This window comes from Pseudomonas vranovensis DSM 16006 (assembly GCF_000425805.1).
Classification (GTDB): Bacteria; Pseudomonadota; Gammaproteobacteria; order Pseudomonadales; family Pseudomonadaceae; genus Aquipseudomonas; species Aquipseudomonas vranovensis.
The window spans coordinates 14,658-30,301 of record NZ_AUED01000003.1 but is presented as its reverse complement, the minus strand read 5'-3'; the positions used below and the strand labels follow the sequence as shown (position 1 = coordinate 30,301).

The following is a 15,644-nucleotide window of genomic DNA, read 5'->3' as shown; positions in this document are numbered from 1 at the left end:
TCCATTCCACAATGGAATTGCGATCATGGAATTCAAACAACTGCGCAGTTTTATCGAAGTGGTCCACCGCGGTGGCTTCACACAGGCGGCCCACACCCTGCATATCAGCCAGTCGGCGGTCAGCAAGCAAGTCGCCCAACTGGAGCAGGACCTGGGTACGCCGCTGCTCGAACGCCAGGGTTCACACCTGCACCTGACAGCTGCCGGCAGGATTGTCCTCGAGCGCGGCGAAGCCATGCTGCGCCTGCGCCAGGAGTTGCAGAGCGAACTCGACGACCTGAGCCAGCTGGGCCGCGGCGAACTGCGCCTTGGCCTGCCGCTGCTGGGCAGCGATGCGCTGTTTGCCGGGTTGTTTGCCGAATACCGTCGGCGTTACCCGAACATCACCATTCATCTGCTAGAAGGCGGCAGCCGCAGCGTCGAACAGGCGGTACAAAGCGGCGAACTGGAGTTGGGAGGCAGCCTCACTCCCAATGACCCGGCCTTTGCCTATCAGCCGTTCTGCAACGAACCGCTCGATGCGCTGTTGCCTGTCGACCATCCCCTGGCCAACGCCGGACGTGTCAGCCTGGCGCAACTGGCCGACACGCCGTTTCTGCTGTACCAGCGCAGTTTCGTGCTCAACGACCGTTTGCTCAGTGCATGTCAGCAACTGGGGTTTACTCCCAAGGAGGGAGGACGCAGCGGCCAGGCCGATTTTCTCGCCGCACTGGTGGCGGCCGGCCAGGGCGTGGTGTTGCTGCCCAGCGTGGTGGCAAGGGGGCTGGAACGCCCCGGCGTGGTTCGCCTGGCGTTGAGCGAGCCCACCGACCTGCGCTGGGACATCGCCTTCATCTGGCGCCAGGGCGCCTACCTGTCGCGCGCGGCCCAGGCCTGGCTGCAGCTGCTGCGCGAGCAACCGCAGCCATCGTGATCAGCCGCGCAGCTTGGTGACGAGCTCGGCCAGCCAGGGCTCGGCATCGGTTTCAGGCGTCACGGTTTCGCTGGCATCCAGGCGCAGCATCGGCTGCACTTCATTGACGCCCAGTTCGGCGAACAGCTCGCACATCTGTTCGCCACCGCCACAGAAGGTATCGCCGTAGCTCGAATCACCCAGGCCGATCACCGCACCGGGCAGGCCGCGCCAGGCGGCAGGCAGCACATCGCGAATTTCGCTGAACAGCGGCATGAGGTTATCGGGCAACTCGCCCATGCCGGTGGTCGAAGTCACGGCCAGAAAGGCGTCCGGGGCATAGCCCTGGAGGTCTTGCAAGGTGGCACGGGCTGCATGCCAGGCCTCGAAACCTGCGGCCTTGAGCAGGGATTCGGCATGCCGTGCGACTTCTTCGGCCGTGCCGTAGACCGAACCGGAAAGGATGGCGACTTTCATAGTGGATTCCGAAACTGAGTAAAAGCGTAGGATACTAACATCCGACACTGGCAAAAGGCCTCACTCTCCAGGTGTGAGCCCCGCACCAATAAACTAGAATCAGCCGCCGTGCCCGCTCCAATGACCTTGCGAATCTTTCGATGATCAATGCCAAACTGCTGCAACGCATGATTGACGCCTCAAACGATGGCATCGTGGTCGCCGAACAGGAAGGCGACCACGACACTATCCTGATCTACGTGAATCCGGCGTTCGAGCGCCTGACCGGCTACGACGCCAACGACATCCTCTACCGCGACTGCCGCTTCCTGCAGAACGACGACCGCGACCAGGCCCCTCGCAGCCTAATCCGCGAGGCCATCAAGAGCGGCCAGCCGTGCCGGGAAATTCTGCGTAACTACCGCAAGGACGGCAGCGCCTTCTGGAATGAGCTGTCGATTACCCCGGTGTATAACGAAGCCGACCAGCTCAAGTACTTCATTGGCATCCAGAAGGATGTCAGCCGCCAGGTCGAGGCCGAACAGCGGGTGATTGAACTGGAACGTGAGCTTTCACAGGCACGAGCACGCATTGCCGAACTGGAAAGCGACCAACGGTAAAAAACTAAACCACCGTTTGGCTGTCAATCCCGGTGAAGAAATGCATTCACGACTGACATTTTCGAGTTCGATCATGCAAGCAGATGCCCTCCTGACTCAGGATGAGCTGGATTTCATCAGGTCCATGCAGCACACGTCGCAGCCCTCGATGGCTGAGCCGGCGTCGCGCCTGCTGGTCAATGGCGGCAGCGAGATCAAAGACCTGCTGACCCGGCTCATTGCCCAGGAACAAGTCACCTTGCAGGCGCAGTTCGACAACCAGCAAATGACCTTCCCCCTGCAACTGGTCGAAGACGAGTTCCATTCCCTGCACCTTCAGTTGGGTGCGCCGAACATCTATGAAGAAGGCCCCATGGTCCGGCCATGGCGGTTGACGCTTGATGAACCGGTCGCGCTGGAAGATGAGCTGGGCCTCAGCGCTGGCCTGTGGGTACGGGAAATTTCATTCAAGGGTGTTCTGATCGAAATTCGTGATCAACCCGAGCCGCCGAATTCCTTCAATCTCTGGTTCACGCCCGCCCACTGCCCGCCGATTGCGTTGCAGGGTGTGCTGCAACGGCGCACCGGCGACAGCCTGGCGGCCTATAACCTGAGCCCCAGCCAACCGCAGGAAATCGAACGGCTTCGCGAGTACATCCTCCAGGCCCATCGTCAGGCCCATCCAGAGCTTCACCCTCAACTGTCCAGGTGACCGTCCAGGTATTGCTGCAACCGGCGGCGCATCAGGCGCGCCTCGCTGCCAAGACACGCTACTTGCGAACCGACCAGACTGTCCTGGGCCAGGTCCGCTGCCTCCCCCGCCAGTAACAACGGGCACTCCAGTGTCAGGGCCAGGCGCGCCAGGCGCTTGGGCATGTCCGGCGCCGGCGGGCGGTTGGAGAACAACACCAGGGCATGAGGCGCCATGTGCTCGCAGACCAACGCCAACTCCTCCAGCGGTTGCCCCAGGCTCAACACCGTCACGGCAATTTCGCTGCTGCCCAGCAGCAGGGCTGCCACCAGCAGTTCCAGTTCCCGGCAATGATCGGGGATGGCCGCCAGCACAACCCGCACCTCCTGCTGCTCTTCGGCCAGTTGCAAGCGCTGCAGCACTCGCCCCCGCAAAAAACCATCAAGGAACAGCCACTCGCTGGTCTGGCCGAAGGCTTCGCGGGTGCTGCGCAGCGCCTGCCAAACCGGCATGAGGATCTCCTGGAATGCCACCAGCAGGGGATAACCGCTGAATACCTGGCCATAGACCTGCCCCAGACGCTGCTCATCGAAAGCGCGCACGGCCTGGCGCAGCTGTAGCTGCCATTGCTTGAAGTCATTCTGGGACGCAGGATTGTGCAGTGGCTCAGCCTGGGCCTTGAGGCTGTGACTGCGAGCAAGGATCTTGCCGACTTTGCTGACTGCCACACCCCGTTCGATCCAGCCGAGGATAGTGCGCACCTCGTCAATATCGGCCTGAGAGTACAAGCGGTGCCCACTTTCGGTGCGTGTGGGCTGGATCAGCCCATAACGGCGCTCCCAGGCCCGCAAGGTCACCGGATTGATGCCCGTCAGGCGCGACACTTCACGGATCGGGAACAGCTCCTCGTGGTCGAGATCGCCGGGGTTCAACGAAGGCTGGGCAGGTTCGATCATTGCCGGGAAAACCACGATTCAGGGGCCGACGGGCATTCTACTCCGGGGGCGGAAACACGACCATTGGCATTTAGGCCGGTACGGTTTGTCTGCCAGCACTGACGGGTCAGATTATTTCGGCAATAATCCGCGCCCGTTTTTTGCATGCAGCCAGATGTCGCCTACCACCCCAGGCGGCATTTCATGGGCAGGCCACCCGCCACGCCCAGTTGCCAGGAGATACACGATGTCTACCCCACCCGTAACCCTGATGGTGACGCGCCGCGTTGCCCAAGGCCGCTACCAGGACCTGATGGCCTGGCTGCACGAAGGCGAACAACTGGCCACCGACTTTACCGGTTACCTGGGCTCCGGCGTACTGGCGCCGCCCCCGCAGGGCGACGAGTTCCAGATCATCTTCCGCTTCACCAACGAGCAGACCATGCAGGCGTGGGAACACTCCGCCTCGCGCAAGGCCTGGCTGACCCGCGGCAACGGCCTGTTCGAACAACCCCAGGAACTGCGCGCCAGCGGCCTGGACGGCTGGTTTGGCACCCATCCGGTGCAGCGCCCGCCGCGCTGGAAACAGGCCGTAGCGATCTGGCTGGCGTTCTTCCCGGTCTCACTGCTGTTCAACGTGCTGTTCGGCCACTGGCTCGGCGCCCTGGACCTGGTGCCGCGCATCTTGCTCAGCACCCTGGGCCTGACGCCTTTGATGGTGTACCTGTTCATTCCGTTGTCGACCCGTCTGCTGGCCAACTGGCTCAATGCCCCGGCCCGCAGTGCCAGGCCGCAGGGCGCGCGCAATCCAGCCTAGTTCGGGTATGCTGGGGGTTATCCAAGCGAACCAGTAAAAGTTGACCGCCCCCACCATGAAAAGCCCAATTCTTGTCACCGGAGCCAGCCAGCGAGTCGGGCTGGCGCTGGCCCTGAACCTGGCGCAGGCCGGCCATACCGTGGTCAGCGCCAGCCGCAGCAAAAGCCCCGAAGCGGCCCACCCCAACATCATCCAGTTCCAGGCCGACCTGTGCCTGGAACAGGACCGCCTGGCCCTGATCGATCACCTGAAGAGCAACTACGATGGCCTGCGGGCGATCATCCACAACGCCTCGTTGTGGCTCGACGACGACCTGGCCAACCTCAACACCATGTTCAAGCTGCACGTCGAGGCGCCCTATCACCTGAACCTGGCGCTGGGCGAGCAACTGCTGAAGCTGGACAAGGCCGACATCATCCACATCTGCGACGAGACCTCCTCGCGCGGCAGCAAGAGCCACATCGGCTATGCCGCCACCAAGGCCGCGTTGCAGAACATGGTGCTGTCGTTTGCCGAGAAATACGCACCGGTGGTGAGGGTCAACGCGATCCTGCCCGGGCTGTTGATCCTCAAGGAGAACAGCGACGAGGCCTACCGCCGACAAACGCTGAAAAAGGCCCTGCTGGAATTCGAACCCGGCGCCCAGCCGCTGATCGAGGCAGTGCGTTTCCTGCTCGACAGCCAGTACAGCACCGGCAGCAACGTGGTGATCAACGGTGGTCGCCACCTGAAGAACCGCATCGCAACAGACTGAATTGCCCTTGTCACGAGAACGACCATGAACGATCAACAAAAGCTTGAACTCGAAGCCGCCGCCTTCCGCCGGCTGGTTGCCCACCTGGACAGCCGCAAGGATGTGCAGAACATCGACCTGATGAACCTCTCCGGCTTCTGCCGCAACTGCCTGTCCAAGTGGTACAAGGCCGCCGCCGACGAGCGTCAGATCGACCTGAGCATGGATGAGGCCCGCGAAGTGGTCTACGGCATGCCGTATGCCGAATGGAAAGCCCAATACCAGAAAGAAGCCAGCGCCGAGCAACAGGCGGCATTCGCCAAAGGAACGCCCAAGGAATAGGCGCTAGCGGGCGAACCTCATAGGCGATGAGGTTCGCACTTACCAGCGCACTTTCAACCCGAGCGAAGCTTGTACATCAGCCTCCACGCGGGTATCGCCGCTGATGTCCCACATATGGCCGACCTCACCGTAGAGGTCCATGCTGGAAGTCAGCGCCACGGTACCGCCCGCAGCCACTTCACCCGAGGTGTGCCGACCCGCCGGGCCCGACGAATGTAGCTTCATCATCATCGAGGTGGGCACGGTAGACGTTGAGGCGAGCATAGGGTTGCACGTGTCCAACTTTGTCGACGATCACATCACCTTTTATCCGCACCCCCACACGGCCGATCCAGCCATTGCCGGCATCTTGTTCAACCCGGGCACCGGACAGCGTCTCGTCGTCAAAATCGCTGTGCTGAAAGATCAGCTGAACCTGTGGCTCGATGACCCATTGATCATTGAGCGGATAAGCCTTGCCCGTTTCCACCGACGCGACATAGCTTGTCGCCTTGCCCGACTGGCTGGGGCTAGTGTCAGGATTGATATCGTAATGATGACGACCGCTCTGCAGCACGCTGTCGACGTACCATCCCTGATTGTCCCGCCAGGTCGCGTACGCCCCCAGGTAGTTAGAGCTCAGGTCATTGCTGCCGACACGTCCGTTGCGCGCGCTGGCATCCCCGGAGACGTCGATATCACCCCCCAGGTAACCAACATAGATACCGGTGTGCCAATTGGCATTGGCCCAGAGATCGGTGCCCACTTGCAGGCCAGCCACATGCCCGTCGCTCTGGGCCTGGCCAGGGCCGGATTGCGAAAGGTTCATATCGGTATACACAGCCCGTATCCAGGATTCGCGCAGGTCAACTGCGTCATCGCTGACACGCATGGTCGAGCGGCTACCTGAGGGTACTTCATCACCCATTCGCCGATGCAGGTTACCCACCATAGCCAGATCTACCTGCCTGACCTGCGACGGCAGGGCGACCAGAAGCGGCACTTCACTTCGGTAAATCGGCTGGTCATCCACTATGTTCCCTTCATCGTCTCCTATCGGTGTCGGTGTCGGTGTCGGTGTCGGTGTCGGTGTCGGTGTCGGTGTCGGTGTCGGTGGTATGGTCGGCACAACCGGTGTAGCTGGCAAACTCGAACGCAAATACCAGCTTTCCCCTGTGCCATCGGCATTGGCAGCGAACAAGTGGTACTCAAAAGCTCCCGCATCCACATGCTCACCCGAGAGGCTGAACGCGTCCTTTGTGCTCTGGGCGGTGGTGGTGGTTCCATTGATCGCGCCGATGACCTCAATGCCGTTGCCGCTGGTCAAGGCACCGAGCCCACCTATATCGGTGATCTCGATCGTGGTGTGACCGCTCGCATTGACCGGCCCATCCAAGACCATCCGATCGCTCACGCTGGTACCGCCTGCCACGCTAGTGCTCAATGCCAATACACCGTCGTTACCGATATAGGGGCCGGCGACCGTCAGCGTGCTACTGCCACTGCTGCCGACCAGGCTGACTCGGCCGCTATTACTCAACCCGGCGACCTGCTGATCGAAGCCGCCTGTATCGAGTACTGTGCCCGAGGCAACCGCATGCACCGAGGCGGCACTGAAGGTATTTGGCCCCGCAGCGAGCAAGGTCCCTGCTGTCAATTGGGTCGCGCCGGAGTAGGTATTGGCCCCAGCCAGTAACAGCGTGCCATCGCCCTGCTTAGTCAGTGTTCCGCTGCCGGTGATTGCACCGGACAATGTTTCAGTGAAACTACCGGTATCGATAACCGGATCGGTGGTTCCGGTGAGTTCGATGGCATTCGCCACGTTCAAATCGCCGACCGAAAATCCCAACGTAGTGCCCTCATCCATAGCCAAGGGTCCGCTGCCCAATGCCGTGTTGTGGCCTACTATGATTTGACCCGCTTTTAATGCCGTACCGCCGCTGTAATTATTCGCCGCCGACAGCAGGAGGCTGCCATCCCCATCCTTGGTGAGACGGCCTGGCCCGGCAAGCACACCCGTCATGGTCAATGTTGTGCCCGGTTCAGTCAGCAAGGTGCCGTTCGCATCGAGTACGACGGCGCGCGCCATGGAGATATCGCTGGTAGCCTGAAGCGTGCCTAAACCGGCGCCATCGAACGACAGACCTGCGGCCGGGTCACCAAGGCTCTGGTCGGACGAAATCTGAAGTACTCCTTCCTGGATGGACCATGAGGTGAGCTGGCTTGTTGCCCCCGTCAGTATCCATGTGGAAGCGCCTATTTTCGTGAAGGTCTCGAACCCTTGGAACACCTGAGTGGGTCCGATATCAAAAACGTTGAACGTACCGTTGCCTGCACCGCCCAAGGCGAATCTATCGGAGCCATTTGCGATAACAGAGCCATTGAAACTGAAGCCCGAGCGAAGTTCGAGGGTGTTGATACCACTGTCGAACTGGACAGCAACACCGGGCGCGCCGCTGAGTCCCATACCGGCATTAATGGAGCCTGCATTGACGAGGTATATGGTATTGCCTGTAACGCCCCGCCCCGCCTGCCCCCCACTAGTAACAGCCGGGTCGGCACTCCCTCCGCTGATGACCCCCAGATTCACCAGCGTACTGCCAACTACCGATGCACCCGCTCCAGCAATGCCTCCAACGGTGGGGGCGCCTTCGACGCCGGGGTGGCCGTTTGCACCGACAATCGTGCCGCTTGGGGCGTTGGTAAGTACCGCTCCGTTGCGCAGCTCCAATCCAGCACCGCCTCCTCCGCTACCGTTGAAACCAAGATTACGCCCCGCCCCGCCCATGCCCCCCGTGATCAAGCCACTATTGCTATGAGTGCCCTCCAGCAAGATGGCGCCAGCCCCTCCTGCGCCACCGAATTTGTTATCAGCACCGTTTCCTGTTCCGATATTGATGACGCTACCACCTCGCCCCCCTCGGATCGATCCCTGATTGTCCAGCACACCGCTCGATATTCGGATGCCTGCATCCCCTGCCCCACCGCGGCGTGTGGAATTTGACGTAGTGCTGTTAGCGTTGTTAGAACCGCCGGCGCCGCCGACGATGGTGCCGGTGGAGGAATTGACGAGTACTGTGTTCGTCAGGTTCATGCCCACACCGCCGCGACCCGCATTAGTGGCCGTACTGGTATTGCCACCAGCACCGCCTTGGATCGAACCCAGATTCGTGACACTGCCATTCGAATGGACAAAGCTGCCACCCGCATTGCTATTGTTGGTCGGTCCTGCGGCGCCAATCGAAATGTTGCCGCTAAAGCGCAGTGGTCCGCCGGACAGGGTTAGATTTACGCCTGGATTTGAGCCCGCGCTCGCCGTGCCCAGCTGGAAAATCCCACTATCGATAAGCAAGGCCTTATTGACCTGCTGCAAGAAAGATGGATCGCTGACAATGATATTCGCAGTAAGTGTGATAGTTGATTCCGGATCGCCATCGTTGTTGGCGTCAATGATAGCCTGCCGCAACTGCGCTTCATCAGAGACGTTATACTCAGCGGCACCAACAGATGAGCAATATATAGCCAACGCGATAGTTGCTAACCAGGCGAGTTTGCTCCCTGACGGCAGCATAATACCCGCCCCCTCTTGGGCTTTTCGGGTCGAGTTTAAAAACGTCACCCGGGTGATTTTGCCGGCCCTGGCACCGCCTAGGCAAATGACATTTACCATGATGCTGGCCTCTGCAAAAATAAAACGTTGCACCTGGTTTTATTAAAGCAGAACTGAATGTAGCCACCGCGATTTTTGAAATGCAGGTAGGGCGAATTTAAACCGGAAAACTTCGAAAGACGCCGGCAACTTGAAACGACATAAAAAAGTAAATAGCAATTACTCGTAGGCACTCACCATTAGCTATGAACAACGCTAATATTGGTTAACAAGGAGCTGTAAAAGAATGATTGATCTCGACACCCTGCGCCAACGCCTGAACAGCGGCGAGCATCTCTTCGCCGACACCCTGGCATTCATCGCTGCGCACTACGACTACCAGCCACAGGCCTTCAACAACGGTGGTGTCGAAAACGCCGCCGGACAGAACGAAGGCTCCTGCAAGACCTTGGGCCTGGCCGTGCTTGAAGGCCTGAGCGATCAGGAAGCGTTACTGGCGTTCGGCGAGCACTACCGCTCGGTGCTGGCAACGCCTGAGGGCAGCGATCACGCCAACATCCGCGCGCTGATCCAGCACGGACTGGCCGGGGTGAAGTTCGACGCCCAGCCACTCAAGGCACGCTAAGCGTCACCACGCGGCCTGGCGTATCGTCGGCCAGTTGCCCCTGCTGCAGCCACTGCAGGGCAATTGGCCAAAGCCTGGCTTCAAAGCGTTTGTGGAAAAAAGCGAAGTGGCCGATCTGCGTTTCGTCGATGTCTGCAGGGGCGATGCGCAAATGGCTTCGTGTGCTGGACTCGAAATACCCCAGTAGCCGCTCGATGGCCGCCATGGTGCCGAACGGATCGTCGGTCAGGCTGATGGCCAGCGTTTGCGCCCTGACCCTGGCAAATGGCAACTGCCCATGCGCCCTGCCACTGGGACGGCGCTCATAGGCTGGCGTCATCGTGCTCCAGTCCTTCACCACCCCGGCCGGGGTGTCTTCCAGCCAACCCAGGCGCTTGCCGGGAAAATAGCCGAACACCCGTGTCAGCAACGGCATCACCACATGCCACTTGCCGAACAGCTGCCAGCGGCTGTCCTGGGCGTAATCACGCCAGTAGGCAAATTGCGCACCGACCGTGACCAACCTGCGCAAGCGATCGGCCGACGCCGCCAGCCCCGCCGCACACCCCCCAAAACTATGTCCGACCACATCGATCGGTTGCCCCGGAAACTCGCGGGCGGCGCGTTGCAGCATGGCTTCGAAATCCAGAGCCCCCCAATCGGTCCAACTGGCCTTGAAGTGCCGCATGGCAGCCGGGCGCGACTCGCCGATGCCGCGATAGTCATAAGTCATGACATCGAAACCATGGCTGAACAGGTATTGGGCAAAACGGGCGTAGTAGCTGCAGCGCACGGAGGTGGCCGCGTTGATGATCACCACCGGGCGATTGCGGTCCGGTACGGCGTGGCGCCAACTGAAACCACCGAGGGTGTAGCCATCGGCAGCACGTTCGCGAAAGGCGTGTGCGGTGTTGCGGGAGACAGGCAGGGGTGGAAAACTTTCGAGGCTGCTCATTTCACGAACCTCAAGCAAAACGCCGCCCCGGCTCAGGCAGGGGCGGCGATGAAGATGACCTTACAGGTCGATGCAGTCGAACTTCACGTCGGTGGCGACATCGGCGTCGTAGTCCACATCCGGGCGCTCGAAACCGAACAGTTTGAGGAACTCGCGCTTGTAATCCTTGTAGTCGGTCGCCGTGAACAGGTTTTCGGTGGTCACGGTTGGCCACAGGGCCTTGCAGGCGTCCTGCACGTCATCGCGCAGCTCCCAGTCGTCCAGACGCAGGCGGCCCTCTTCGTCCAGCGCCGCCGGCGCGCCATCGGCACGGTACAGACGGTCGCGGAACAAGCGGTCCAGTTGCTCGATGGTGCCTTCGTGAACACCCTTCTCCTTCATGATCTTGAAGACCATCGACAGGTACAGCGGCATCACCGGGATGGCCGAGCTGGCCTGGGTCACCACCGACTTGAGCACAGCGACGTTGGCGCCACCACCGACCTTGCTGTTCAGGCGCTTGGCGGTTTCGTCCAGGTCTTGCTTGGCCTTGCCCAGGGCGCCATGCCAGTAGATCGGCCAGGTGATTTCGGTACCGATGTAGCTGAAGGCCACGGTGCGCGCCTGGGGTGCCAACACGCCGGCAGTGTCCAGGGCGTCGATCCACAGCTGCCAGTCCTGGCCGCCCATCACGGTCACGGTATCGGCGATTTCCTGCTCGGTGGCAGGCTCGATGGATGCTTCGATGATGGTGTCTTTGTTGGTGTCGATAGCAGTCGACTTGTACGGCTGGCCGATTGGCTTCAAGGCCGAACGCACCAGCTCACCGGTTTGCGGCAGCTTGCGCACAGGCGATGCCAGCGAGTAGACCACCAGGTCGACCTGGCCGCCCATTTCGTTCTTGATCAGTTCGATCACTTTGGCACGAGCTTCATCGGAGAAGGCATCACCGTTGATCGACTTGCTGTACAGGCCTTCGGCCTTGGCGAATTTGTCGAAAGCGGCGGCATTGTACCAGCCGGCGGTGCCTGGCTTGGTCTCGGTGCCCGGCTTCTCGAAAAACACGCCCAGGGTATCGGCGCCAAAACCGAAGGCTGCGGTGATGCGGGCCGCCAGGCCGTAGCCGCTGGATGCACCGATGACCAGGACCTTCTTCGGACCATCCTTGCGCACGCCCTGCTTGCGGGTGGCTTCGATCTGATCACGTACATTTAGCTCGCAACCGGTCGGGTGCGTAGTGGTGCAGATAAAACCGCGAACTTTAGGATGGATGATGGCCAATGTCTGTACCTCGTCAGTGAATTTGCTGAGGGAGCCGAATCGCGGGGACTCGAGGTTCCGTTGCTGTGAGGGTGAGACTACACCCGCGGCGTTGCCGACACATCCGGCTCCCTGGAATCCCTCAGGGCGCTACTTTGTCACAGCGTGGAAAAGTTCAGCAACATCACTCAGACCCTGAATGCACCGATCAAGCGCTTGAGTTCCATCACCTGGGCCGACAACTGGCGGCTGGCGTCCTCGGTCTGGTGCGCCCCCTGGGTGGTGTGTTCCGCCGCCCGGTTGATCTCGACGATGTTCTGGTCGATGTCCTGGGCCACTGCCGTCTGTTGTTCCACCGCAGCGGCAATCTGCTGGTTCTGGTCGACGATGCTGCCCACCGCTGCGAGTATGTTCTCCAGCGCCTGTTGCACCTGTTGCGACTGCCCGACCGTACCGGCCGCCACCTGATGGCTGGCGTCCATCGCCTTGACCGCCGCACCGACGCCGCCGTGCAGCCGCGAGATCATCTGCTCGATTTCCTCGGTCGACTGCTGGGTACGCTTGGCCAGGGTGCGAACCTCGTCGGCCACCACCGCAAATCCACGTCCCTGTTCTCCCGCCCGGGCTGCCTCGATGGCAGCATTGAGGGCCAGCAAGTTGGTCTGCTCGGCAATGCTCTTGATCACTTCCAGCACCCGGCTGATCGCCTGGCTGTCACCGGCCAACTGGTGGATGACCGCCACCGACTGGTCGATTTCCCCTGCCAGCCGGGCAATATTGCCCTGCTGAGACTCCACCAGGCCGCGCCCGCTGACCGTCTCCTGGTTGACGCTGTGGGCGCTGTTGACCGCCGCTGCAGCGCTGCGCGCCACTTCCTGGGCAGTGGCCGACATCTGGTTCATGGCCGTGGCCACTTGCTCGATCTGCCCGCGCTGACCGCTGACCGCCTGGTTACTGCGCGCCGACACCGCATGCACTTGTTCAGCCTGGCGCTCGACTTCAACCACGGTGTGGCCGACCTGCTCGATCAAGTCATGAATGCGCTGCACGGTGCCATTGAACACTTGCCCCAGCTCCCCCAGCTCGTCGCGACTGCTGGGCTGGAAATTAACCGTCATGTCGCCCGCGGCCACCTTGTCCATCACCGCACCGAGGGACTTGAGCGTATGGCGGGTCGAGGCATAAAAGCCGCCGTAGAGGTAGACGATCATCAAGAACACGCCGGCCAGCGCCGACACCAGCACGATCATGTGCAGGCGGTGCTCGGCCAGACGCTGCTGCAATAACTGGTCGAGGAATTCGCCAGTCGCCGTGTTCAACGCGTAGGTCTGTGCCATCAGGTCGCTGACTTGCTGGTAGAACGCCGGCCAAGGAGCATCCAGGGTATCGGCAACCACTACCTGTTCCTCGAACAACTCGCCGGCTTGCTTGAGCGATGCCTGGCTGCGCTGGGCCAGGGTGCTCAGCTTGGCATGGGCACCGGGCTCGGTGGCCAGGGCGTCCTGGAGTTTCAGGGCATAGTCGGCGCCCAGTTTATCCAGGCGCTGCAGCAAGTCTTCAAAACGGGTACTGACCGCCGAATTGAGAAAGCCCTGCCCCAGTGAGTACGCGCCCATGGCTCGACCTTCGCCCAACACCTGGGTCACTTCCGGGGTGACCGTGGTCATCAGCTCGCTGAGTTGGCGAATGGCAGAGTCGCTGTCCTGGTTCAGCCCGGCCTGGCTGGCAATCATCTTGCTCAGCACCTGGGCCTGGCCCAGCAACTTGTCCAGCATGGCGACCTTGCTTTGCAGCGACGACTCCGCCTGGGCAGCCTTCAACTGGGCAAGCATCTCGTCGCGCCTGGCGTGAAGATCCCGGGCCTGGTCCTCGTCGGCAATAACGGCCGAAAGCCCTGATAAGCGGCTCATCACCTGTTGTTCGAGACTGGCGATCTGCGTTTCGACATTTTCGGCCTTGCCCGACTGCCCGAGCACCGCATTAATCTGCACCAGGTTGCCCAGGGTTTCCAGGTTGCCGCGCAAGGCCAGGCTGCTGCCTAGCAACTCAAGGCTCTGCAGCTCGACCTGGGTGGCGTGGAACTGTCGGTAGGAGTCACGGACCAGGTAATAGTTGGTCACCAGCATGGGCAGGAAAAACAGAATACTGATCAGGCTGAACTTCATCCCGAAGCTCAGCCGATTCATCAGCGCGATGGCCGGATACAACAGGCTCTTCAAGGGTGTACCCTCCGATTCTTATTGTTTTTGCGCACACAGTGGCACTAGGCCACCGATGGTCTTCGCCGGCACCTGTATAACGTATATCGGAAGGGGGTTTTGTAACTTAAGGTAAACCGTCAGCGGGGCGGACCAATGGCCGCCCCGCGCAATGCCTCAGCCCAGTACGGTCCACAGGGCAAAACAGGCATACCAGAGCACCGCCGAGCGCAGCAGCAGCTCCCACAGCGAGTCCAGCCCGACCAGGCCCTCGGGGCCTGCCGCCGCGCTGGCGGGCATCTCCCCCGCCACTTGGCCTACCGTAGCAATCAAGCGAGCGGCGGTGATGTTCCAGTTGAGCAGTTCATGCAGCATCACCCGACTCACGGCCAAAAAGTTGCCCACCAGGGCGAAGCTCACGCCCAGCACTCGCACCGGTGCCCAGTCGAAGGCATGGCGCAATTGCTGGGCACGTTCCTGCAGTGCCGGGTGACGGGCATGTTCGGCTGTCAGGGCCAGCAGGCGATAGGCCAGCGCAGCGGCGGGCCCCAGCAGCACATACCAGAAAATAACCGCAAAAAAGCTCTGGTAGGCCTGCCACAACAGATGCCCCTGGACCCGTTCGAGCAAGGATTGCGCGCTATCGCCGGTCACACCCAGGTCGCGTTCGGCCACATGCACTGCCGCCTGTTCGTCACCGCGCCGCCAGGCATCGCGAAACGGTCCCAGGGAAGCCTTCACATCGCCACGCCCCAGGCTGTAGATCAGCACCAGCAAATGCACCGGCAGCGCCAGCAACCCGTAGGCCACCGGTTCAAGTACGTGCGTGAGCAGGGCCAGCAACGCGACCGGCAGCAGCACCAGGATCGCCAATACCCACCAGGGGTGGCTTTTGCCGTTGCGCTCCAGGCGAGCCAGTTCGCTGCGAAAGAAACCATCACGCTGCAGTCGCTGGCGCAGGGCCGAGAACTTCTCGAACCAGAGCACCAGTAACATCACCAGAAAAGTCATGATCTGTCCTCGTTATCCTTGAGGGCCGCACGGTAGCGCGGCCAGTCGAATGCCTGGCCAGGGTCGGTCTTGCGTCCCGGGGCAATGTCGCTGTGGCCTTGAATCCGCTGGTCGTCAATAGCGGGCCAGGCCGCCCGGATCTGCCGGGTCAGCCGTTCAAGCGCCTGGTATTGGGCATCGGTAAAGGGCAACTCGTCGGTGCCTTCAAGCTCTATACCGATGGAGAAGTCGTTGCACCCCTCACGCCCATCGAAGCACGAGACCCCGGCATGCCAGGCACGGTCCAGGCAGGAGACAAACTGAGTGACCTTGCCGTCACGCTCGATCAAGAAGTGCGCCGACACTCGCAGGTCCTTGATGCCATCGAAGTAGGGATGCTCGTTGGGGTCCAGGCGGTTCTGGAAGAACGCCTGGACCTTGCCGGTGGCGAACTGCGCAGGCGGCAGGCTGATGTTGTGAATCACCAGCAGGGAAATGACTTCACCCTCGGGGCGGGCGTTGAAGTTCGGCGAGGGGCAATGGGTGACACCGGCGAACCAGCCTGTAGCGCGGTCCAGTTGCATAGAAAATCCTGAGGCACGAG

At 61.1% G+C, this 15,644-nt stretch carries 15 protein-coding genes and 1 pseudogene; 7 read left to right on the top strand and 9 right to left on the bottom strand.

Features of this window, described 5'->3' with window-relative positions:
- Window positions 1-25: 25 nt before the first annotated feature.
- Entirely contained in the window at window positions 26-913 is an 888-nt protein-coding gene (locus H621_RS0107100) for a LysR family transcriptional regulator (protein ID WP_028942709.1), read from the top strand.
- On the opposite strand, the gene H621_RS0107095 is transcribed toward H621_RS0107100, so the two are convergent.
- A complete protein-coding gene (locus H621_RS0107095) occupies window positions 914-1,369 on the bottom strand; it encodes a flavodoxin (RefSeq protein WP_028942708.1) in 456 nt (151 codons plus the stop codon).
- A 140-nt stretch (window positions 1,370-1,509) separates the two neighbouring features.
- On the opposite strand from H621_RS0107095, the gene H621_RS0107090 reads away from it, so the two are divergent.
- Together H621_RS0107090 and H621_RS0107085 are read left to right on the top strand one after the other, a co-directional pair.
- Window positions 1,510-1,968, top strand: coding sequence for a PAS domain-containing protein (locus H621_RS0107090; RefSeq protein WP_028942707.1), 459 nt, complete (start codon window positions 1,510-1,512; stop codon window positions 1,966-1,968).
- Between the two features lie 73 nt (window positions 1,969-2,041).
- A complete protein-coding gene (locus tag H621_RS0107085) occupies window positions 2,042-2,659 on the top strand; it encodes a hypothetical protein (RefSeq protein ID WP_028942706.1) in 618 nt (205 codons plus the stop codon).
- Here H621_RS0107085 and H621_RS0107080 read toward each other — a convergent pair.
- Entirely contained in the window at window positions 2,644-3,594 is a 951-nt protein-coding gene (locus H621_RS0107080) for a MerR family transcriptional regulator (protein ID WP_028942705.1), read from the bottom strand. The genes H621_RS0107085 and H621_RS0107080 overlap by 16 nt on opposite strands.
- A 226-nt stretch (window positions 3,595-3,820) precedes the next feature.
- Between H621_RS0107080 and H621_RS0107075 the strand changes: the two genes are divergently transcribed.
- The 3 genes from H621_RS0107075 to H621_RS0107065 are packed head-to-tail and all read left to right on the top strand — an operon-like array spanning window position 3,821 to window position 5,465.
- Entirely contained in the window at window positions 3,821-4,390 is a 570-nt protein-coding gene (locus tag H621_RS0107075; protein WP_028942704.1) for a putative antibiotic biosynthesis monooxygenase, read from the top strand.
- Between the two features lie 55 nt (window positions 4,391-4,445).
- Entirely contained in the window at window positions 4,446-5,144 is a 699-nt protein-coding gene (gene folM / locus H621_RS0107070) for a dihydromonapterin reductase (protein WP_036989554.1), read from the top strand.
- A gap of 24 nt (window positions 5,145-5,168) precedes the next feature.
- Complete coding sequence (locus tag H621_RS0107065) at window positions 5,169-5,465, top strand: DUF1244 domain-containing protein (protein ID WP_028942702.1); 297 nt, start codon at window positions 5,169-5,171, stop codon at window positions 5,463-5,465.
- A gap of 178 nt (window positions 5,466-5,643) precedes the next feature.
- On the opposite strand, the gene H621_RS0107055 is transcribed toward H621_RS0107065, so the two are convergent.
- Window positions 5,644-9,147 (bottom strand): autotransporter outer membrane beta-barrel domain-containing protein, encoded by a 3,504-nt coding sequence (locus H621_RS0107055; RefSeq protein ID WP_156905603.1) that lies wholly within the window; start codon window positions 9,145-9,147, stop codon window positions 5,644-5,646.
- A gap of 193 nt (window positions 9,148-9,340) precedes the next feature.
- Here H621_RS0107055 and H621_RS0107050 point away from each other — a divergent pair, with 193 nt between their 5' ends.
- Entirely contained in the window at window positions 9,341-9,679 is a 339-nt protein-coding gene (locus tag H621_RS0107050) for a HopJ type III effector protein (protein WP_028942700.1), read from the top strand.
- On the opposite strand, the gene H621_RS0107045 is transcribed toward H621_RS0107050, so the two are convergent.
- From H621_RS0107045 to ampD, 6 genes and pseudogenes are all read right to left on the bottom strand, one after another.
- Window positions 9,666-10,613 carry an alpha/beta hydrolase family protein gene (locus H621_RS0107045; protein ID WP_028942699.1) on the bottom strand — a complete coding sequence of 316 codons (948 nt, stop codon included), beginning with the start codon at window positions 10,611-10,613 and terminating at the stop codon, window positions 9,666-9,668. The genes H621_RS0107050 and H621_RS0107045 overlap by 14 nt on opposite strands.
- Window positions 10,614-10,673: 60 nt before the next feature.
- The gene (fabV, locus tag H621_RS0107040) at window positions 10,674-11,873 is read right to left on the bottom strand and encodes an enoyl-ACP reductase FabV (RefSeq protein WP_028942698.1); all 1,200 of its coding nucleotides are present in this window, start codon (window positions 11,871-11,873) and stop codon (window positions 10,674-10,676) included.
- Window positions 11,874-12,040: 167 nt separating this feature from the next.
- The gene (locus H621_RS29200) at window positions 12,041-12,745 is read right to left on the bottom strand and encodes a methyl-accepting chemotaxis protein (RefSeq protein WP_425337417.1); all 705 of its coding nucleotides are present in this window, start codon (window positions 12,743-12,745) and stop codon (window positions 12,041-12,043) included.
- Between the two features lie 150 nt (window positions 12,746-12,895).
- A pseudogene (locus H621_RS29195) lies at window positions 12,896-13,063 on the bottom strand (HAMP domain-containing protein); the annotation flags it as partial.
- A gap of 1,164 nt (window positions 13,064-14,227) precedes the next feature.
- Window positions 14,228-15,061 carry a regulatory signaling modulator protein AmpE gene (ampE, locus tag H621_RS0107030; RefSeq protein WP_028942696.1) on the bottom strand — a complete coding sequence of 278 codons (834 nt, stop codon included), beginning with the start codon at window positions 15,059-15,061 and terminating at the stop codon, window positions 14,228-14,230.
- A complete protein-coding gene (gene ampD / locus H621_RS0107025; protein WP_028942695.1) occupies window positions 15,058-15,624 on the bottom strand; it encodes a 1,6-anhydro-N-acetylmuramyl-L-alanine amidase AmpD in 567 nt (188 codons plus the stop codon). The genes ampE and ampD overlap by 4 nt, the downstream gene beginning before the upstream one ends.
- Window positions 15,625-15,644 lie beyond the last annotated feature (20 nt).